Consider the following 18,988-nt stretch of genomic DNA (forward strand, 5'->3'; position numbering starts at 1 on the left):
TGACAATTTACAGGGATACCTAACAATTGTCATTGTTGGATCACAGGAATCTTTAAGAGCGTGTTTGGAAAGTTTTATTCCGCCCCCTAAATTTCCTCACTGAAGCTCCGACAATACTGGGGGACTTTCACTCAGTTTTCCCTTAAATTTGGGGGGTCGGGGGGCTTTTAAAACACTCTCTAATGTCACCGAAGAAAGTATTGACAAAATTAGGTATTGTCCCCAATTAGTCCTCTAAAGCTCTGATCATACTGGGGGAATTGTGTGCAACTTTTCGCCAACCGCTGCCAGTTCCCAGAGGATAACTGGGGTACTAAGCTCCACCATTATCTTGATTTTGCCACGTACTACGCCAGGCTAATTCTGCCTTGGCCGTCACCTGCTGCCGCTCTAACTGACGATATTGTTTTTCCAGTTTATTTAAATCCTTGAGATAGGTGTGAATTTGTTTGCGAATTAATCCCAGATTAACGTCAGCAAATTCCAGATCCTTGAGCCGCAAATTCAGGGCTGTCAAACGACTAATTTGTCCCCGTTTTGACCGGTGAATCAATTCCTCTAGGGCCTCTGGAGAAAGATCTTCATCGTCATCATCATCGTTTTCCGTATCATCCTCCCCTTGGTCAGTAGGCGGTGGGGAGACATTGTCCGACTCGGGTTTTTGAGCTTTTTCGATCAATAAATTGACCACGTGGGGCATTTTTTCTCGGTTGGGGGCTAGCCGGTCATCCTCCGACTGTAGGGCCATTTCTAGAATATGGAGGGGCAGATTGGGAGGAATAATTTTACTAGCAGTGAGCAAACGGTTAATGTTCATCGACAGGGCTACCACACTACGGTGCAGGACTTTTTCCACCTGTAAATGCCATTTTTGTAAATCCTCAGGAGTTTTAATCACGGTCGGTACTTTGGCTTCCGTAGACCCCATCCCCTGGGGCAATAGCATTTCTAGGGATAGGCCTTCTTTCTGTAGGGCTTGACTGAGAAAGTCTTTGATTTCCTGTAAGTCCGGAATATTGCTATCTTCGGGTTTTTCCTCCTCTGGAACCTCTCCATCGCTCCCCAATAGGATCAATTCTTCCGTTTCCTCTGGGGTGTTCTCTGGTTCCTCCACAATCTGTTCCTGGCGGGAAGAGTCCAGAAAAATTCCTTCTTTTTCCAAGTTTGCTAGCAGTTGCTCATAAAATTTGGCGATCGCCGTGCGTAATTGGGTCTGAAATTTATGACGGGGATTGTAATCTAGCTGGAGAAAAGCATCGGGATAAATTTGGGTACAAATCTGATAGACGGCATAGACCCCCTGCTGTTGGAGAATCTGTCCCAGACGCTGGGCATACTGGTCATAGGTGGCGGCAAAGTGATGCCCCAGAATGGCCGTTTGATTTTCGATCTGAGTTAACTGCTCACGGATTTTAGGGATGGAACGGGTCATGGGCACTAGTCTAACAACAGGGCGAGGCAATAGGACTAGATTTTATCCCAGCGACCCAACAGATCAGGTCGTGTAATCCGCATTGATCCGGACATAGTCATAGCTCAAATCACAGCCCCAAGCGGTTCCTTGCCCCGAACCAGTACCTAGATCCACCTGAATTAGTACTGTGTCCTGTTCTAGATAAGCGCCAGAAGCGGCCTGCTTGAGGTAGTTGCTCGCTCCAGGGCGATCAAATTCTAGGGGTTGGCCCTGGTCCATAAGTACGTAGTTGCCCAATTTAATCAGTAGATTATTTTGGTCAAATTTAACTCCAGCTCGCCCCGCTGCCCCGGCAATGCGTCCCCAGTTGGGATCCCGACCAAATACGGCGGATTTAACTAGGGAAGAACCGGCAATGGTTCTGGCCACGGCCCTGGCAGATTGATCATCCGGGGCCCCAGTGACTTGAATTTCCATCAAACAGGTAGCCCCTTCCCCATCCCTGGCGATCGCCTTGGCCAAATGTTGGCACACAGCAGTGAGCATGGCTTCCAGCTTCTCGGCGTTGGGGCCCATTTCCGTAATGGCGGCGGTGCGGGATTCCCCATTGGCTAGGGCAAAGAGACTATCATTGGTGCTGGTGTCCCCGTCCACAGTCACCTGGTTAAAGGTTTTTTGGGTGGCCCGACTGAGCATCTGCTGCCAGAGGGCGGTGGAAACCGCCGCATCACAGGTGACAAAAGCTAGCATGGTGGCCATGTTGGGGTGAATCATGCCAGAGCCCTTGGCAATGCCCCCCATCCTCACCGGGCGACCATCAATTTCTGTTTCCAGGGCGATGGTTTTAGGCACCAAATCCGTGGTCATAATGGCCCTCGCCGCCTTATCGCCGCCATTGGGGGCAAGGGATTGAATTAATGGGGTAATGCCCTGGCGTAACTGCTCCATTTTGATGCGTTGGCCAATGACACCAGTGGAAGCGAGCAGAATACTTTCGGGGGAAATGTTTAGCCCCTGGGCCAGCAGTTGGGCCGACTCCACCGCATCGTCCCAGCCCTGTTTGCCCGTGCCGGCATTGGCTTGGCCAGAGTTCACCAAAATAGCCCTAGCGCTGGCCTTAGCCTGTAACCTTTGGCGACAATAGTCCACACAGGCTGCCCGCACCTGACTGGTGGTAAAAACTCCCGCGGCGATCGCCTCAGTTTCGGAGTAAATCAGGCTTAAATCGGGGGAACCGGACGGTTTTAGTCCCGCCGTGATGCCTGCCGCCTTAAAACCTTTGGGGGCGGTGATGTTGCCCTCAATTACCTGCCAGTCAGCCATAGGAAAAGCCTGCCACATTCTCAAACTCAGAGGCCAATCATAGCAGTTCTGCTCGGGGTTAATTATTGGTCCTTCAACCCCGGTCAGGAATTGCTGATTTTCGCCTTTGTCCCTTGGCGATGGGATTAATAACCCAACAATTGACGAATTTCTGTCGCCCTTTCTGATTCTCCCTGGCGATCAAGCAAATTAATTGCCTGGATCATGTCTTCCAAGGATTCCTCCACTTCCCCCTGTTCCGACCGGATACCGGCCCGGAGAATAAACGCATCAGCATTGTAAGGATTGAGGCGAATGGTGCGATTTAAATCAGCCAAGGCCCGTTCGTAATTGTTCACCATGGCATAGGCTAGCCCGCGAAAATAATGGGCTTCCTCAGAACGGGGATCAAGCTCTATGGCTCGGTCAAAATCGGGAATGGCCTGGCGTGGTTGTTCTAACCCCAATTGGGCTTGACCACGACAGATTAAAAGATCTACATCCTGGGGATCAAGCAAGATTCCCTGGCTACAGTCATCGATCGCCCCTTGGTAATTATTGAGTACTCCGTGGACGTTAGCCCGATTGAAATAGATGGCTGGGTCCTTAGGGTTTAGGGCAATGGCCTGGTCAAAGTCCGCCAGGGCATCGGTGTACTGTTCGATCACCATATAGGCTACCCCCCGCAAATTATAGGCATCGGCATTCTGGTCATCGGTGTCGATTACCTGGGTAAAAATGGCGATCGCCTTGAGGGGAGAACCACTTTCCAGTTCATCGAACCCCTCTAGCAACTTTTGTTCTATGGCGGCGGCAGAATTTTGTTCCTGGGCAATGAAAGGAGGGGTAAGGGCCGCCTGACTGGGTAAAACTCCCCCTAGGCCAGGGCCGAAAGTGCAGAAACCAACGGTGGCGATCGCCGTTAAGAAAGGAAAAATGGGACGGGGGAAACAAATCATGGCAGGCAACACTGGGCGGGGAAGAAAAAATGCCTTCTTTATTTAATGATGGTTTAAAGAATGAAATTAATCCCGCTTTTTATTAACAACGTAAGGATTTTTAACAAATTTTCACAGTTATCGGCCGCAGTAAAAAAATAACCGACTCCCGGGGGACAAAATTGGCTTTTTGCCCAGTCGTGCTATGTTGTGTTGTTGTCTGAAAACTGAGCCATTGCGCACCGCCATCCATCACATAGTTAATAGTTTAATTGTATGATTGCCCATCGCCGTCAGGAGTTAGCCCAGCAATATTACCAGGCTTTACACCAGGACGTATTGCCCTTTTGGGAAAAATATTCCCTCGATCGCCAGGGGGGCGGTTACTTTACCTGCTTAGACCGTAAAGGCCAGGTTTTTGACACAGATAAATTCATTTGGTTACAAAACCGTCAGGTATGGCAGTTTGCCGTTTTCTACAACCGTTTGGAACCAAAACCCCAATGGTTAGAAATTGCCCGCCATGGTGCTGATTTTTTAGCTCGCCACGGCCGAGATCAAGACGGTAATTGGTATTTTGCTTTGGATCAGGAAGGCAAACCCCTGCGTCAACCCTATAACGTTTTTTCCGATTGCTTCGCCGCCATGGCCTTTAGTCAATATGCCTTAGCCAGTGGGGCGCAGGAAGCTAAAGCCATTGCCCTGCAGGCCTACAATAACGTCCTACGCCGTCAGCACAATCCCAAAGGTCAATACGAGAAGTCCTATCCAGGTACTAGACCCCTCAAATCCCTGGCGGTGCCGATGATTTTAGCCAACCTCACCCTGGAGATGGAATGGTTATTACCGCCTACTACCGTGGAAGAGGTGTTGGCCCAAACCGTCAGAGAAGTGATGACGGATTTCCTCGACCCAGAAATAGGATTAATGCGGGAAGCGGTGACCCCCACAGGAGAATTTGTTGATAGTTTTGAAGGGCGGTTGCTCAACCCAGGACACGGCATTGAAGCCATGTGGTTCATGATGGACATTGCCCAACGCTCCGGCGATCGCCAGTTACAGGAGCAAGCCATTGCAGTGGTGTTGAACACCCTGGAATATGCCTGGGATGAAGAATTTGGTGGCATATTTTATTTCCTTGATCGCCAGGGCCACCCTCCCCAACAACTGGAATGGGACCAAAAGCTCTGGTGGGTACATTTGGAAACCCTGGTTGCCCTAGCCAAGGGCCACCAAGCCACTGGCCAAGAAAAATGTTGGCAATGGTTTGAGCGGGTCCATGATTACGCCTGGAGTCATTTCGCCGATCCTGAGTATGGGGAATGGTTTGGCTACCTGAATCGCCGGGGAGAGGTGTTACTCAACCTAAAAGGGGGGAAATGGAAAGGGTGCTTCCACGTGCCCCGAGCTCTGTGGCTCTGTGCGGAAACTCTCCAACTTCCGGTTAGTTAATCGTTCTTCCATAGCTAAGGGAACTACTCCTCCCTGATAGGGCAAGGAAAGCAAATCCCCGTTTATGAAGGTTAGATTTAGTCAGCAATGGAGTTAAACTTCACCGCTGACGTGGACAATTACTTCCCGTTGATGGGGCCGTTGCCGATGCTCCCAGAGAAAAACTCCTTGCCAGGTTCCCAAGCCTAAACGACCATTGACAATGGGAATGTGCTCACTGGTCTTGGTTAAGGCAGACCGGATATGGGCAGGCATATCGTCCAAACCCTCTGTGCTATGGCGGTAACGACGACCATCCTCTGGCACCAATTGGGCAAAGAAAATGGCCAGATCCGTCAACACATCGGGGTCAGCATTTTCTTGGATAATTAACGAGGCGGAAGTATGGCGTACAAATACGGTGCAAAGTCCTGTTTTAACGCCGGAATGTTGCACCACTGCCTGAATTTTGCTGTTGAAATTATGGAGACTTTTGCCCTGGGTGGCAATGACTAAAATCTCTTGATGTTGACGAAAAGTAGCGGCAGAGGAGATCATTTTATTAGCTGAAAATATAGAGTAAATTTGAGGTTAGATTTAGGTAAATTAGGATTATTCTAAGTAAATTGAGTAAGTAGCCACAAGCATAGCTAATTTAATCGCAGGCAAGAAAGTAGTTACAAAGCTTTGCTAGAAATTAATTTTTGTCTAATTGCTTCCGCCATCGTTAAGCTAAACTGCCGTATTGAATCAGAGCCAGGCCTACGGAGATCAGTTAGAACGCTTTTGTTGACTGCGGCTTTCCTGCCAGGTATTGCCAATACCCTGGATAATGCCTTTCCCCACCAGCCCGATCGCCCGGCCAACCACTTGGGTTAGCAAAAATACCAGACCGTTGCCCACAAATTCAATCACCGATCTGACACGGGGAGAAAGAGCGTCGCGACATTCCAGGACGATGGTGACAAACCAAGGTACTGCCCTTAGTTGGGTTAATTCCTGTTGCCGAGGAGCATAAACCTGGGTGGTCACAATCCCGGCGGGGGTGAGATACAACAGGGTATGTTGACTTTCAAAAATTTGTTTGGGATTAAGCCAGTAACGGCTAAATTGATAGTACCAAGCTAGATCATTACGGAACCGGGCTACTTGCCGAGAAGAAAGCATGGAGTATTCATAAAGGGCAAGTTTAATGGCTTCATGGTCAGCAAAATAGTTCAAAATGAAAACCATGGTGCTGTTAGCCAATTGAATAACTAAATTCTGGGCGTATAGGTCACTATATTGTTGCGCTTCCGTGGAGCCTAAGGGGTATGCCTTTTGATTTACCACCAGGGGCTCGCCAAAAAGAAGATGGTGAAACAGGGGCACAACAAAGGGAATTTTAACCAATTTTTCCCGGCAAATAATGGGCTGGTAGACTTCCAATAAAGACTGGATTTGCTCAAGGCTAAACTCGCTTTTGGGCTGACAGTATTTACCAAAAAAGGTCAGGCTTAAAGACCGCCACATTTCCGCCACAATGGATAGGCAATTTTCTGGCAACTGGGCTGGGGTAATCCGTAGAGCTTTGAGTTCGTTAATGGTGGTTTCCAGTTGTTGTTGCCCCAAGGAAAGAAGTTCCTGACGTTTAAGGGGTTGGAGAATGTCCAACTCCAGGGGGATGGCGGTAAGGTTTTCCACCTGTAGGGGCATTTGTTGGAGAATTTGTCCCAGGGCAGTGAGGTTGCTGGGGGGACGCAGAGTAATGGTCCTAACTCCAGAACGGCGGGGACTGGGGGGAGAAGGGGGCAAGACGGTGGTGGTGGCAGTCAGGATATTAGTCGCTTTATGCCAGGTTTTGAGGCGCTGGGGCAATAAATTCCGCACTAACCACTGGGCAAATTTCAGTTCTCTTTCTCTGCCCCGCCAAAATAGTCGGTCAAAGTCCGATAGGGATGGTACCTGTAAACTCTTCTGGACTTGTTGGAGGCTTTGTTCAATTTGTCCTAATCCGTCCCGGAACAGGGGCCAGATCAACTTTTCCCACAGGCTCAGGGGGGGCGCATTGACGGTTTGCAAACTAGGCCAGCAGGTTTGCCCAAAATGAACCTGTTTTAAGCCCGTTACCAAGTCGGCGATCGCCGTTCCTTTGGGAAAGTAGGCCGCAATGCCCTGGGTTTTGGCCGCCAGTAGTTGATCGTATTCCAAACTAGCGGTGAGCAAGCAAATTTTGACCTGGGGGTAAGCACTGCTCAATTGCCGTAGGAGGGGCCAGGCAGATTGGGAGCGGCGGGGAAACTGGGGGTCGATCAATAAAATACTGGGAGCTAGGGTTTCTAGCTGTTGCCGCAGATCGTCCAGGGTTTCTCCTTCCCCCAACACTTGCACACCGGTCTCCCTCCCCAGCACGGTGATCAATCCCAGGCGAAACACGGGATCCTCATCAACAATGACAATGGTTAAGGGAGATTCACTCACGGCAATGGTGGGGCCACAACACCGCCCATTCTAGAACGTTAACTGACTAACACATACCATTGAATTAAATTTGAATTAAATTGCCTCAGCCCTGGGCAAATAGGGGAGGACAGGGATTGGTGGGAGTTAAGTTGACCCGACTGCCCACCGGAATTACCGTTTGCAAAGAAGTACGGGCATGAATCTGTCGACCGGCCGGGGTTTCCAAGCAGTAGCGGTATTCCCGGCCCAAAAATTGGCGATCGCGGATGACCACTGGGCCATCACTGGCGGGGCTCAGTTCAATTTCCTCTTCCCTCAACATTAGTTCCCCCACTGAGGGCAATTCAGGCTGAATGCCTTGGAAAGTTAAAGGCCATTGGCCAAACTCCGTGGCCCAAAGTGTTCCCTGTCGCTGGGCCGGAACAAAATTGGCCTGGGTAACAAATTCCGCCACAAAACGGGAAGCAGGCGATCGATAAATTTCCTCTGGGGTGCCGATTTGCTCCAAGTTCCCCCGATACATCACCCCAATGCGATCGGAAATGGCCATGGCTTCTTCCTGATCGTGGGTGACAAAAATAGCGGCCGTACCGGTGGCTTTGAGGATATGGCGGATTTCATGGCGTAACCTTTGGCGCACTTGCACATCCAGATTACTGAGGGGTTCATCCAACAAAATTAGGTTAGGTTTAGGGGCCAAAGCCCGGGCCAGGGCAATGCGTTGTTGTTGACCACCGGATAGTTCGTGGGGATAGCGTTTTTCCAGTCCCGTTAATCCCACCAAATGGAGCACCTCTGCCACCCGCCCTTGGATTTGTTGACGGTTCAATTTTTGGGATTTATGGCGCAGGCCAAAGGCGATATTGTCGGTAATGGTGAGGTGAGGAAACAGGGCGTAATCCTGAAAGACCATGCCTGTTTGACGCTGTTCTGGGGGAGTGAGTCCATTTTCCCCAGAAACACAATCCCCCTCCAAATGAACGGTGCCACTGGTGGGGGTTTCAAAGCCTGCAATGATTCTCAACAAAGTTGTCTTGCCACAACCCGATGGTCCTAATAGTCCCAGAATTTCCCCTGGCGCTAGATTAAAGTTGATTTTCTGGAGTACTGGGGTGGATTGCCCCCGGAAGCTTTTGCCTAAGTCCTGTACCGTTAAAACAGAGTCTTCTATGGAAAGGCGGGCAACGGGAGAAAATTGGGCGACTGTCATAGGAACCAGGGGCAAAAAAGCAGCAACAATAGTGGGAGGACTGATCCCGTTTAAAACTCAGACCTGATTCAGATCTAAACTGTTTAAAGCAAGTATTTAAACGGTACTTTAAATAAGAATTATTTGCAAGAGTTAAGGTTAACATATGATTTCAGCCGACCTCAATCCCCACTCTGTCCCTTGGTGGATTCTTGCTCCCCAGGGCACTGAAGCTCAGGCGATCGCCAAGGGGTTGGGAAAAACTGACCAGATATATTTGCAGGCGATGCCAGTGGGGGCCACAGCGGTGCAATCTTTTTTGGCAAATCTGGCCCAAACCTGGGCGAAAAGTGAAAAGCCCCAAGGTTTATTGGTGATGGGGGTGACTGGGAGTTTATCTGCTGATTACGGCATTGGCCAGGCCCTTTGGGTAGAGCAATGTCAATATTGGGAGAGTGGGAACCATGGTCAGCGACAAGAATACGTTGGCGATCGTCGTTTGATGGACCGGGTTAACCATTTACTGGGGCCAGAGTGGCAGATTCCCGCAGTGAGAGGCATTACCGTGTCGGAGGTGGTTTGTCGGGGGGAGGAAAAAGAACTGTTGGGAAAAAAATCCGGTGCCCAGGTGGTGGATATGGAAAATACAGCGGTGTTGGCTTTTGGGGAAGCAAAACAAATTCCTGTGGCCATTTTGCGGGTGGTGAGCGACACCATGACCCAGGATTTACCGGATCTCAACGGAGTTTTTACTGAGCAGGGGGCTTTGCAACCCTTACCCTTAGCTAAAGCTTTATTGCGCCGTCCCTTGGCCGCAGGTCATTTAATCCAAGGTTCCCTAAAGGCCTGTGCCCAGTTAACGGCGATCGCCCAGAGTTTGAGTGGGGCACTGGGGAAATAGGGAAAATCCCCCGCTGATGGGATTGTGGCAAAATGCTAGGGAAGCAATTGTTGTAGGGCGGGCCTTGCTATGGACTTGATGCGGTCTTTACCCATCGGCTTGTATTTGGAAAATCCGGTGACTTGGTTGCACCGCCTTGATCCCAGGGTAAAACTAGCTTGGCTAATGAGTTTTTTGTTAGCCCCAGTGTTGGCCAACGCTATTTGGCGCCTTGGCATTGTCATTTTTCTAATTCTATTAACCTTTGCAGTCCGTATTCCCTGGCGGGTATGGAAGCAACAAATGGGCTTACTGGTATTTTTTTCTGGCCTAATTTTCCTGTTAACTACCTTTAGTCCCGACGGTTTCACTGTGTTAGAACAACCCCGATCGCCTACCAGTGAAATTGTGGTATCCCCGACCTCATACCAGTACGTTTTATTTGAATGGGGCAGATTATTAGTTACTCGCCGCTCTTTGGAGTTGGGAATTCGCATTAGCACTTTGATTTTTACCCTGGTTTATAGCACCAATTTATATTTGCTCACCACTGCCCCGGAGGAAATTACCGCTGGACTAGAAGAATTAATGGCTCCCCTACGGCGCTTTAAATTACCCATTACAGAAATCACCTTAATTTTGACCCTTGCTTTACGATTTATCCCCTTGGTGATGGAAGAAATTCAAAATCTATTCCGTTCCATTCGCACTAGGGCCATTAATTGGAAAAAACTGGGCATTAAACGGAGCGCTCAAATCTGGATTTTAGTGGTGGAAAGATTACTAGAAAACCTTTTATTGCGGGCAGAACAAATGGCGATCGCCATGGAAGTGCGGGGCTTCACCACTCCCAACGAGCATCAAGTTCAGTGGCATCAATTGCGCATTGTTCGGGCGGATTGGTTGGTGCTGGGAACTTTGATTTTATTTTGGGGGGCTCGGATCCTGTGGGGAGGCATGGCCTGATGGAACTCCAACCCTGGCATTGGTGTTGTTTGCCCCTAGAAGGCCGCACGGGCAGTGAAATTTTTAGTCAATTATTTGGTCATCAAGGCATCGCCACCCTACTAGAAAGTCCCTATCCTGCTTCACCGGATCATCCCCATTTAGGCCGTTATTCCCTCTGTGCCGGCCAACCGAGAAAGGGTAGGTTATGGACTCCTAAGCCGGAAGAGATTTTTAGCTTTTTAAACCAACTTTGCCCATGTAATCATGATGTAAATTTGACAAAAAATATTCCTGAACATTTACCTTTCCATGGCGGTTGGTTAGGCTGGTTAGGTTACGACACTGCTTGGGCAATTGAAAAATTACCTTATTCAAAAGCTGATGATTTACCTTTTCCGGTGGCCTATTGGTACGAGCCTGAAAATTTTGTAATTTTAGATCATCAAGAGCAATTATTATGGTTAGCTACTACCGACCAGGAGAAAATTAAGTTTTTTCAAACTCAGTTAGCAGATAAAATCAACTCAGTTTCATCGCCTCAAGTGCCTCCCTTAAATTTGACCTATACCACTGACCAAGATCAGTACGAAACCATGGTCAATCAAGCGAAACAATATATTAAAGCCGGAGATATTTTTCAAGCTAATTTAACACTACGTTTCATTGCTAAAACTGAGCAAAAGCTTAACAGTTGGCAGGTCTATCAACATCTACAAACTATCAATCCTTCTCCTTTCGCTAGTTACTGGCGATCGCCGTGGGGAGATGTGGTTAGTTGTTCTCCGGAAAGATTAGTTAAGTTAGAAGGCAATGTGGCCCAAACTAGACCCATTGCTGGCACTAGGGCAAGGGGCAAAAATCTGGCGGAGGATGAACAATTATTGCAGGAGTTGCTGGTTAACACCAAAGAGTTGGCAGAACATATCATGTTGGTGGATTTAGAACGCAATGACCTCGGCCGGGTCTGTACCTGGGGAACGGTGGAAGTAGATGAATTATTGGCGATCGAGCGCTATAGCCATGTGTCCCATTTAGTTAGTAATGTAAAAGGCATTTTACAACCAGATAAAACCGGAGTAGATTTGGTCAAAGCTTTGTTTCCCGGTGGCACCATTACCGGCTGTCCCAAAATACGTTGTTTAGAAATTATTGAAGAATTAGAACCAGTGCGGCGGAGTTTGTTTTACGGTTCCTGTGGCTACTGGGATCAACGGGGGAACTTAGATTTAAATATTCTCATTCGCACCCTGTTATTCACCTCTGGACAAGTGACAGGACAAGTGGGAGCCGGCATTGTGGCAGACAGTGATCCCGCCAAGGAATGGTTAGAATCATTGCAAAAAGCCAAAGCTTTATTGGCGGCATTGGAGGGACTATAAAAAATATGGGATTTTTCAAAGGCTTTACTTATCCACTCCGCACATTCAAAATTCTACGTGAAAGTCCAGGCTTATTAGTTTATATTATTATTCCTTTAATTATTAATATTAGCTTAGGTATTTTACTTTATTGGCAACTATTAAATCTAGGTAATGATAGCGTCGATATACTGCGTAATTATGCCCACGATTGGATTGAAATTTTAAACCGACGCATTCCCAAAGTACTGCCCTACATCTTGCCGGTGCTAAAATTTATCTTTTTTCTTTATATCTGGCTAATACGCTTACTATTGCTAGTTATTGCGGGATTTTTACTTTCCCAGGTGGGAGGATTATTAGGTTCTCCTTGGTATAGCATCTTGTCAGAAAAGCTGGAAACAAAACTCCTAGGTAAATTAGCCATTCAGGAAGTGGGATTGTTACAGGACATCAAACGAGCTTTAGCCTTTGAATTGAAAAAAATAGTTTTATTAATTACTTTTACCATCATCGGTTTTGCCACCAACCTTCTGCCTGCATTTGGTACTCCCCTAGCTGCAGTAGTGGGCATTAGCTCCACATCTTTATTAACTTGCCTAGATTTTTTTGACCCTCCCCTCGAACGCCGTCGTCTCAAATTTCGTCGTAAGTTACTATTGATTTTTCAATCTCTCCCCCTGAGCGCTGGCTTTGCCCTAGCAAGTTTAGTTTGGGTCAGCATTCCTCTGGTTAATTTAGTAACTATTCCTTTTTGTGTGACCGCTGGTACCTTATTTTTCTGCGAAGAAATTTACCCCCGGTTTTTCCAAGTCCAAGAAGAAATGGAGGCGGAGGTAAACAAGGGGGCGAATTAAATATTTATTTGCTAGTTCTTCTAGCTGATTTGATCATGATTTACCTAAGGAAAAAGAGTCCTTAAATTGCCCGAGAAAACATCTGTTGTTTGGATTTATTTTGTAGGTAAGTATCAAACACAGCGGCAATATTACGAATTAAAATTCGCCCCCGGGGGGTAACTTCCAAGCCATCCCCCAACCGACGGAGTAAACCATCCGCTTCCAGGACATCCAGGGCCGATAATTCCTTAGCAAAATAGTCGTTAAAATCACAGTCAAAGCCCAAATTATATTTGCTTTCTAATTCCTGGGCAGAGAGTTTAAATTGACACATTAATTCCTTGATTACAGTGCGACGAATTAAATCATCTTGACTTAGTTTAAACCCTTTTTCTATAGGCATTACTTCTCGGTCTAGGGCATTATAAAAAGCTTTTAATGTTTTATGATTTTGGGCATATACATCTTGCAACATACTGATGGAAGTGATGCCAAAACCCAATAAATCAGACTCCGGTTGGGTAGTGTAACCCTGGAAGTTACGGTGTAATTCTCCCCGCCGTTGGGCGATCGCCAACTCGTCATCGGGTTTGGCAAAATGGTCCATGCCGATAAATACATAGCCTTGCTCGGTAAGGTCTGCAATGGTAGCTTGCATAATTTTCAACTTTTCCTCCGCTGGAGGAAGGGCTGATTCGGGCATTTTCTTTTGTACTGGCTTGAGCCAAGGCACATAGGCAAAATTAAACACGGCAATGCGGTCAGGATTAAGCTGAGCTGTTTTGCGTAAGGTTTCCCTGAATGTTGCTAGGTTTTGATGGGGCAAGCCATAAATTAAATCCACATTAACGCTGTCAAAATTAGCTTGACGAATCCAATCCATTACCTGAAACAACATTGCTTCCGGTTGAATACGATTAACTGCCTGTTGCACTTGGCTATTAAAGTCTTGGATTCCAAAACTAATGCGATTAAAACCTAGTTGACGTAGGGCAAAAATATAATCCTTATCAACATAACATGGGTTAATTTCAATGGAAATTTCAGCATTTTCTGCCAATGGAAAAGCATCAGTAATAGTATTGAATAAAAATTCTGCTTGTTCCAGGGTTAAATAATTGGGGGTGCCCCCCCCCCAATGGAGTTGTTGCACCGGTCTTTGTTGATCAACTAAAGGAGCCACTAGGGCAATTTGCTTGGCTACTGCCTTTAGATAGGGGTCCACCGCTGGTTTGTGCTGGGTGATGATGGTATTACAACCGCAAAAATAACAAGCTTTAGCACAGAAAGGAATGTGACAATAAAGGGACAAGGGCGTTTTTTTGTAGTTGCCCAGGTTAATAGCTGTCTGAAAATCACTAGGATCAAATTCTTTGTTTAGCTCTGTGGCAGGGGGATAGCTAGTGTAGCGGGGAATGCCTTGATTGTATTTGTTTAATAACTCAGCGCTAAACTCAACAGTAGGAAATGTGGTGGTCATAAATTTAGATACTATCAGGATTATTTAAATGAATTTTTATCGAAGTATTTAGAGAATTTTACAACTGTTTTCATCGCTGGGAAAATATTTTGCAAATTCTCTTGAATTAACTGAATATTGAGTTGCCAAAATCAAGCAATAGTAAAAATATTGACAACTTAACTCACATTTGATTGTTTTTTATCTAGATTGTGTCTACATAAAATTGCAAAAGAGAGTATTAAATTGAAATAAACACTCTCTTAATTTTCCCGTTTAACCTATTCACCTACCATTAGGGTGATGGGATGACCAGCGGTACTGCGAGCCTCAGTACTGCCTGGACGATCCTGGCGAGTTAACAAGTCAAATGTGTGCTCACCGATCGCCGCTTTGATCAGGTCTTCGAGGTCATGCATAACTTCCCGATTGAGGGAAAAAGCATAATTGGCTTCTTCAACAATCCGGTTTATGGTGGCTTCATCTAAGGGCAAGCTGTTCAGCACATCCCGATAAATTTCCTTGAATTGACGGCGATCGCCTGGGGTAGGCAAACTGTCAAATTCGTACATGGCCGTGCCCTCTCCCTCCGGCAATTGTAAAGCGGAACGAATAATATTTTTCAGGCTTTGACCACCGGATAAGTCCCCTAGGTAACGGGTGTAACAATGGGCAATGAGTAGTTCCGGTTCACTTGCTGCAATAGTTTTGAGGCGATCGACATAAATTTTTGCACAGGGAGTAGGCTGGATTATTTGTTGCCAATTAGGGCCGTAATAGTAGGTCAAATCTTCAGCTAATTTATCAGTGCGATTCAATTCTGGAAAATAAATTGCGCTAATAATTTCATTGTCCCGATGTTGGCGTAAAGCTGCTTCTAGGGCACTGTAAAGATAATACAAATTAGCTAATAATTGCCGAAATGGTTCCCGCTCTACAATGCCTTTTAAAAAGCATTTCATGTAGGCAGTGTTTTCTGCCAAAGTGTGGGATTGTTGGGTACCGTAGCGGAGTTTTTGTGCAAGGTTAGTCATGGTTTTACCAAAGGTAATTAGCAATAATCAGCAAACAATTGGAGTAAGTTAAAAGTTGAATAAATTAACACACCATCCCCCGACGGGCTTCGGCGTCCACTGGCTTTTGCAGGAATATACAGATCATTTGCCAAATAATCACAGCAATCCACGGTGCCTTTTGGCAGAATTTGGCCAATTTCGGGGCTTCGCTGTTGGCGATCGCCGTTAGTTTTTCGTTAGCGCTGGCACAGGCTTCTAGGCGGGGGAAAAATTTAGGATTATCCGTGTCCAAAACTTCTGGAAAAGCTCTTGCTGCCGTTGCATTGGTATTTGTCACCACATCCACGTTATATTGCTTAGCATCTAGCCCCACCGACTGATAAAAATCCGTCCGCTCAAACACGGTTAGAGTATGGGTAACAAACACCGTTAAGAGGAAAAAGCGGGACCAAAGTCGGGATTGCCAAGTTTTCCACAGGGCTGTTTGGGAACGGAGTAAAGCCTTGAAAAAATCTCCGTGGCGGTTTTCATCCTGACACCAACACTCAAAATAGTTAAATAGGGGATAAATATTGTGGTCGGGATTCTTTTCTAAATGGCGAAACATTAAAATATAACGCCAATAACCAATTTTTTCTGATAAATAAACGGTGTAAATTACCCACTCTGGCGGGAAGAAAGTATAGGTTCTTTTTTGGGTTAAATAACGCAAATCGAGGGAAAGACCAAAATCCGCCATAGCTTTGTTAATAAAACCGGCATGGCGAGCCTCATCCCTAGCCAAAAGATGAAAAGCCTCTGCTAATTTGGGACTACGATTTTTGAGACGACGGGACAACTCTTTAAATAGCAGAAAACCAGAAAATTCCGAGGTGCAGGACCGCTCTAAAAAGTCAATAAAGGCTAAACGGGTGGCCCCATCAATGTGGTCAAAACTACGCTTGAAATCATCGTTACGCACAAAATGATAACGATTGTAATCGGCTCGCAATTCCTCCAACGCCGCTTCAATTTCCTCGTCCTGGAGGGTCAACACCAGATTGGCAACTTTATCAAAATCGGTGGTGTAAAAACGGGGGGTAAGGAGAGTTTCCTTTACCGGAGCTTTAATGCCGGGGCGAATGGTTTCTAACTGAGTCGGTAGGGTAGTGGATACCATCGTTAATTAACAGGAGAATCTTAAAAGGGATAAGGATTATGGCAAAAAGCCTAAAAGAAAATCAGGGTGAAAACCCAGGGAAAATTTTTGATGTTGCCTTTCATCCTGTCCAATTCCCCGGATCCTGACAAGACAGTTTCCATTGCTACCCCATAGTTTCCAAAGGGGAAAAATTATTACCTGGCCTGGGTTTTGATTATTTGTAAAGAAATGCTAATGTCTGCAAGTTGAAGCCTCAGAGCCTATTTTAAGAACCCCCCTGGCCTCCAAATTTGGTGGAAAGCTAGATAAAATTTCCCCGGTATTCCTAGAGCTTTAGTGGTTCGATTGAGAGGAAAATTGAAACTTTACCAACAGATTCTGAATCGAAGTAACAAAAAAACTGCCTGTGATTATTCTCACAAGCAGTGGAAGGGAATGGCACCCCCACAAATGGCTAGACCAAAGTTATGACTGATTTAGTTAAGACAGGGTACGCTTTATGGACTGAAGTTACTTATCTAAAAGTTTTTATCAACCCCTGTTGCCCCTGATTTAGCCTAATTGAGTATAAAACAGTAAATCAATGAGGTTTTTAGCGTTTAACCTTAACTTGGCGAGCCATTTCCTTGAAACGATTCAAACTAGGGCCAGGGGTACGACGAGCAACATTTTGGGGAATGGGGTCACCACTAGCAAAGGCCACCTGGCTGGGATCAACTTTGGCCTTGGGAGCCGGGGCCACTGGAGCGGAGGCAGGAGTTTCCACTGGGGCAGCCGCTTTAGTAGCAGACTTTTTCTTAATGGAAGTTTTTTTCGAAGTGGTCGGAGCCGGTTTTTCCACCGGAGCTACCTCCGATTTTACGATCGCCACGTCGGCCTCTTCCACCTGGGCGGGGGCTTGGCTTTCATCTAACTGGACGTAAAATTCTTTTTTAGCGCCAAACAATTTTTTTAACATTTTAATGTGGTTCTCCTAATTGGGCGGGATTTTATGGTGAATTGTGTACAAACTAATTGTGACTGAATTTTAACAAAAATAGGGCGCTGGAATTTCCTATGGCCAGTCAGCCCCGATTTGAATGGTAACGTCGGAAATCAGATAACCATTGCTATCCACTAAAACTTCCCCCAGACCAATACTATTGCGTACTTGCCTGGCCCCCAAATGATCGCCTTGTTGAGCAATTACCCTGGTGGTTTGTAAGGGCGGGGAAAAGGCACTGACTACGTTGATGCGGCTATAACCGGCAGTCTCCAACTCTTTGACCAAAGCTTTCACTGCCTGGGGGCGATCAGTACTATCTTGGATGGCAATGCGGAGACCATAGGGGTCGAGGGCAGTTAAGTCTTCATCCATATCCCACAACCAAGAATTGGTGGCCATGGCCCCAAAATATTCCTCGGTCATCGCTTGAATTTTTGGCTGGTGGGGTAGCCAGTAGCTAATACTAGTGCGGCCAGTGCCATTAAAATCCCCCGGCAACATCAACATTTTGACGTCTTCCCTAGGAATTTGTGCCGAAAAACCGGCGATCGCCACTAACTCCTCCATATTCAAGTTTGTGTCAATGTTGGACTGGAGAATTTTGACGATGTCCGGTATCCGTAGAATCGTTTGGGGTTTGAGGGCCTGTTCCACCACCGCCCGCATTACTATTTGCTGTCTTTGAATCCGGCCAATATCCCCCAGAGCATCGTAGCGAAACCGCAACATTTGTAGAGCCTTTTCCCCGTCTAGCCGCTGTTGCCCTTCCTTGAGATTAATGTACAAACGCTGGCTATCATCCTGATATTTCATATCCCGGGGCACATATACATCTACCCCCCCTAAGGCATCAATAAGTTTTTCCACCGCCTGTACATTCACCCGAATATAACGGTCAATGGGCACATCCCCAAGTAAATCAGTCACCGTCATGGCGGCCAAAGCCGGGCCCCCCAACGCATTGGCCTGGTTAATTTTTCTGGCACCGCTGTAGCCGGGAATTTCCACCCTAGTGTCCCGGGGAATGGATAGCACCACCAAGGATTTTTCCTTCGGGTCAAGGCGAATCAATACCATCGTATCGGTGAGGCCCTCCACCGAATTGACTAACGCATGGTAGCCGGGATTGGGCTGACTGGGGTCCGGTTCTTCGGAGGTTAATACCTTGGTACCCAGCAGCAACACGTTAATGGGGCGGCTGAGTTGGGGGATATTGAGGTTCTTGTAGGAAACGGCCTTTTCCTGGCCAAATACCGCTGCCTGCTCCGGTGTAAGTTCGCTCTGGCCCAGGGGAGTCGAATACATGGCCAACAAAGATCCTGCCCCCGCCGACACTAAGGCGATCGCCGTTAGAGCAAAACCCGTTAATAACCACTTACCGCCCTGGAATTTCCCCTTTCGGGGGGATTTTTTGCCATTATGACTATCCCCACCCCGTTTATTAGAATTTTTAGCCATCACCAGTTTGACCCTAAACTAACCATTGATATTTTTCTCCAATTGGTATGACGTCCTTTGGTGCTCTAGGCGGGTCCCAAGGTAATAAGGTAATTGGATTGGATACTAGCAAAATCACCGCAGCATTGGCAAGAAAAATTTCTCTTCCCTACCGCCATGGCTATGAACAAGCTTTTAAAGTAGTCAAA

The 18,988-nt window shown here is 46.8% G+C and carries 16 protein-coding genes; 5 read left to right on the forward strand and 11 right to left on the reverse strand.

Going from position 1 to position 18,988, the window contains the following annotated elements:
- Nucleotides 1–313 precede the first annotated feature (313 nt).
- The 3 genes from SYNPCCP_RS08500 to SYNPCCP_RS08510 form a co-directional block, all read right to left on the reverse strand.
- On the reverse strand, nucleotides 314–1,432 hold the full coding sequence (locus SYNPCCP_RS08500) for a hypothetical protein (RefSeq protein WP_020862357.1): 1,119 nt from the start codon (nucleotides 1,430–1,432) through the stop codon (nucleotides 314–316).
- A gap of 63 nt (nucleotides 1,433–1,495) precedes the next feature.
- Nucleotides 1,496–2,755, reverse strand: a complete 1,260-nt coding sequence (gene argJ, locus SYNPCCP_RS08505; RefSeq protein WP_010872831.1) for a bifunctional ornithine acetyltransferase/N-acetylglutamate synthase — start codon at nucleotides 2,753–2,755, stop codon at nucleotides 1,496–1,498.
- Nucleotides 2,756–2,862: 107 nt separating this feature from the next.
- The gene (locus SYNPCCP_RS08510; protein ID WP_020862355.1) at nucleotides 2,863–3,675 is read right to left on the reverse strand and encodes a tetratricopeptide repeat protein; all 813 of its coding nucleotides are present in this window, start codon (nucleotides 3,673–3,675) and stop codon (nucleotides 2,863–2,865) included.
- A gap of 255 nt (nucleotides 3,676–3,930) precedes the next feature.
- On the opposite strand from SYNPCCP_RS08510, the gene SYNPCCP_RS08515 reads away from it, so the two are divergent.
- Nucleotides 3,931–5,106, forward strand: a complete 1,176-nt coding sequence (locus SYNPCCP_RS08515; protein ID WP_010872833.1) for an AGE family epimerase/isomerase — start codon at nucleotides 3,931–3,933, stop codon at nucleotides 5,104–5,106.
- A gap of 93 nt (nucleotides 5,107–5,199) precedes the next feature.
- Here the strand turns inward: SYNPCCP_RS08515 and SYNPCCP_RS08520 are convergent, their stop codons facing one another.
- The 3 genes from SYNPCCP_RS08520 to SYNPCCP_RS08530 form a co-directional block, all read right to left on the reverse strand.
- Nucleotides 5,200–5,643, reverse strand: a complete 444-nt coding sequence (locus tag SYNPCCP_RS08520; protein ID WP_010872834.1) for a secondary thiamine-phosphate synthase enzyme YjbQ — start codon at nucleotides 5,641–5,643, stop codon at nucleotides 5,200–5,202.
- A gap of 213 nt (nucleotides 5,644–5,856) precedes the next feature.
- Complete coding sequence (locus SYNPCCP_RS08525) at nucleotides 5,857–7,545, reverse strand: DUF3685 domain-containing protein (protein ID WP_010872835.1); 1,689 nt, start codon at nucleotides 7,543–7,545, stop codon at nucleotides 5,857–5,859.
- 85 nt (nucleotides 7,546–7,630) lie between these two features.
- Entirely contained in the window at nucleotides 7,631–8,737 is a 1,107-nt protein-coding gene (locus SYNPCCP_RS08530; RefSeq protein ID WP_010872836.1) for an ABC transporter ATP-binding protein, read from the reverse strand.
- A 145-nt stretch (nucleotides 8,738–8,882) separates the two neighbouring features.
- On the opposite strand from SYNPCCP_RS08530, the gene SYNPCCP_RS08535 reads away from it, so the two are divergent.
- The 4 genes from SYNPCCP_RS08535 (at nucleotide 8,883) to SYNPCCP_RS08550 (ending at nucleotide 12,759) form a co-directional block, all read left to right on the forward strand.
- Nucleotides 8,883–9,617 carry a hypothetical protein gene (locus tag SYNPCCP_RS08535; RefSeq protein WP_010872837.1) on the forward strand — a complete coding sequence of 245 codons (735 nt, stop codon included), beginning with the start codon at nucleotides 8,883–8,885 and terminating at the stop codon, nucleotides 9,615–9,617.
- A gap of 69 nt (nucleotides 9,618–9,686) precedes the next feature.
- Complete coding sequence (locus SYNPCCP_RS08540) at nucleotides 9,687–10,562, forward strand: CbiQ family ECF transporter T component (protein ID WP_010872838.1); 876 nt, start codon at nucleotides 9,687–9,689, stop codon at nucleotides 10,560–10,562.
- Entirely contained in the window at nucleotides 10,466–11,923 is a 1,458-nt protein-coding gene (locus SYNPCCP_RS08545; protein WP_010872839.1) for an anthranilate synthase component I, read from the forward strand. The genes SYNPCCP_RS08540 and SYNPCCP_RS08545 overlap by 97 nt, the downstream gene beginning before the upstream one ends.
- A gap of 5 nt (nucleotides 11,924–11,928) precedes the next feature.
- Entirely contained in the window at nucleotides 11,929–12,759 is an 831-nt protein-coding gene (locus SYNPCCP_RS08550; RefSeq protein ID WP_020862353.1) for an EI24 domain-containing protein, read from the forward strand.
- 61 nt (nucleotides 12,760–12,820) lie between these two features.
- Here SYNPCCP_RS08550 and hemN read toward each other — a convergent pair whose 3' ends face one another.
- The 5 genes from hemN to SYNPCCP_RS08575 all read right to left on the reverse strand — a co-directional run bounded on the left by hemN (nucleotide 12,821) and on the right by SYNPCCP_RS08575 (nucleotide 18,800).
- Nucleotides 12,821–14,221 carry an oxygen-independent coproporphyrinogen III oxidase gene (gene hemN, locus SYNPCCP_RS08555; protein WP_010872841.1) on the reverse strand — a complete coding sequence of 467 codons (1,401 nt, stop codon included), beginning with the start codon at nucleotides 14,219–14,221 and terminating at the stop codon, nucleotides 12,821–12,823.
- Between the two features lie 260 nt (nucleotides 14,222–14,481).
- Nucleotides 14,482–15,234 carry a heme oxygenase (biliverdin-producing) gene (locus tag SYNPCCP_RS08560; protein ID WP_010872842.1) on the reverse strand — a complete coding sequence of 251 codons (753 nt, stop codon included), beginning with the start codon at nucleotides 15,232–15,234 and terminating at the stop codon, nucleotides 14,482–14,484.
- 64 nt (nucleotides 15,235–15,298) lie between these two features.
- Nucleotides 15,299–16,375, reverse strand: a complete 1,077-nt coding sequence (gene acsF, locus SYNPCCP_RS08565) for a magnesium-protoporphyrin IX monomethyl ester (oxidative) cyclase (protein WP_010872843.1) — start codon at nucleotides 16,373–16,375, stop codon at nucleotides 15,299–15,301.
- 574 nt (nucleotides 16,376–16,949) lie between these two features.
- Nucleotides 16,950–17,315: a hypothetical protein gene (locus SYNPCCP_RS08570; RefSeq protein WP_010872844.1), complete on the reverse strand. Its 366-nt coding sequence runs from the start codon at nucleotides 17,313–17,315 to the stop codon at nucleotides 16,950–16,952.
- A gap of 96 nt (nucleotides 17,316–17,411) precedes the next feature.
- Nucleotides 17,412–18,800, reverse strand: a complete 1,389-nt coding sequence (locus SYNPCCP_RS08575) for an LCP family protein (RefSeq protein ID WP_199303601.1) — start codon at nucleotides 18,798–18,800, stop codon at nucleotides 17,412–17,414.
- Between the last annotated feature and the right edge of the window lie 188 nt (nucleotides 18,801–18,988).

The organism is Synechocystis sp. PCC 6803 substr. PCC-P (assembly GCF_000284455.1).
GTDB lineage: Bacteria > Cyanobacteriota > Cyanobacteriia > Cyanobacteriales > Microcystaceae > Synechocystis.

Bases quoted from the DNA above. Each gene is read 5' to 3' on its own strand.
- SYNPCCP_RS08500 (WP_020862357.1), bottom strand. From the start codon at position 1,432: ATGACCCGTTCCATCCCTAAAATCCGTGAGCAGTTAACTCAGATCGAA.
- argJ (WP_010872831.1), bottom strand. From the start codon at position 2,755: ATGTGGCAGGCTTTTCCTATGGCTGACTGGCAGGTAATTGAGGGCAAC.
- SYNPCCP_RS08510 (WP_020862355.1), bottom strand. From the start codon at position 3,675: ATGATTTGTTTCCCCCGTCCCATTTTTCCTTTCTTAACGGCGATCGCC.
- SYNPCCP_RS08515 (WP_010872833.1), top strand. From the start codon at position 3,931: ATGATTGCCCATCGCCGTCAGGAGTTAGCCCAGCAATATTACCAGGCT.
- SYNPCCP_RS08520 (WP_010872834.1), bottom strand. From the start codon at position 5,643: ATGATCTCCTCTGCCGCTACTTTTCGTCAACATCAAGAGATTTTAGTC.
- SYNPCCP_RS08530 (WP_010872836.1), bottom strand. From the start codon at position 8,737: ATGACAGTCGCCCAATTTTCTCCCGTTGCCCGCCTTTCCATAGAAGAC.
- SYNPCCP_RS08535 (WP_010872837.1), top strand. From the start codon at position 8,883: ATGATTTCAGCCGACCTCAATCCCCACTCTGTCCCTTGGTGGATTCTT.
- SYNPCCP_RS08540 (WP_010872838.1), top strand. From the start codon at position 9,687: ATGGACTTGATGCGGTCTTTACCCATCGGCTTGTATTTGGAAAATCCG.
- SYNPCCP_RS08550 (WP_020862353.1), top strand. From the start codon at position 11,929: ATGGGATTTTTCAAAGGCTTTACTTATCCACTCCGCACATTCAAAATT.
- hemN (WP_010872841.1), bottom strand. From the start codon at position 14,221: ATGACCACCACATTTCCTACTGTTGAGTTTAGCGCTGAGTTATTAAAC.
- SYNPCCP_RS08560 (WP_010872842.1), bottom strand. From the start codon at position 15,234: ATGACTAACCTTGCACAAAAACTCCGCTACGGTACCCAACAATCCCAC.
- acsF (WP_010872843.1), bottom strand. From the start codon at position 16,375: ATGGTATCCACTACCCTACCGACTCAGTTAGAAACCATTCGCCCCGGC.
- SYNPCCP_RS08570 (WP_010872844.1), bottom strand. From the start codon at position 17,315: ATGTTAAAAAAATTGTTTGGCGCTAAAAAAGAATTTTACGTCCAGTTA.
- SYNPCCP_RS08575 (WP_199303601.1), bottom strand. From the start codon at position 18,800: ATGGCTAAAAATTCTAATAAACGGGGTGGGGATAGTCATAATGGCAAA.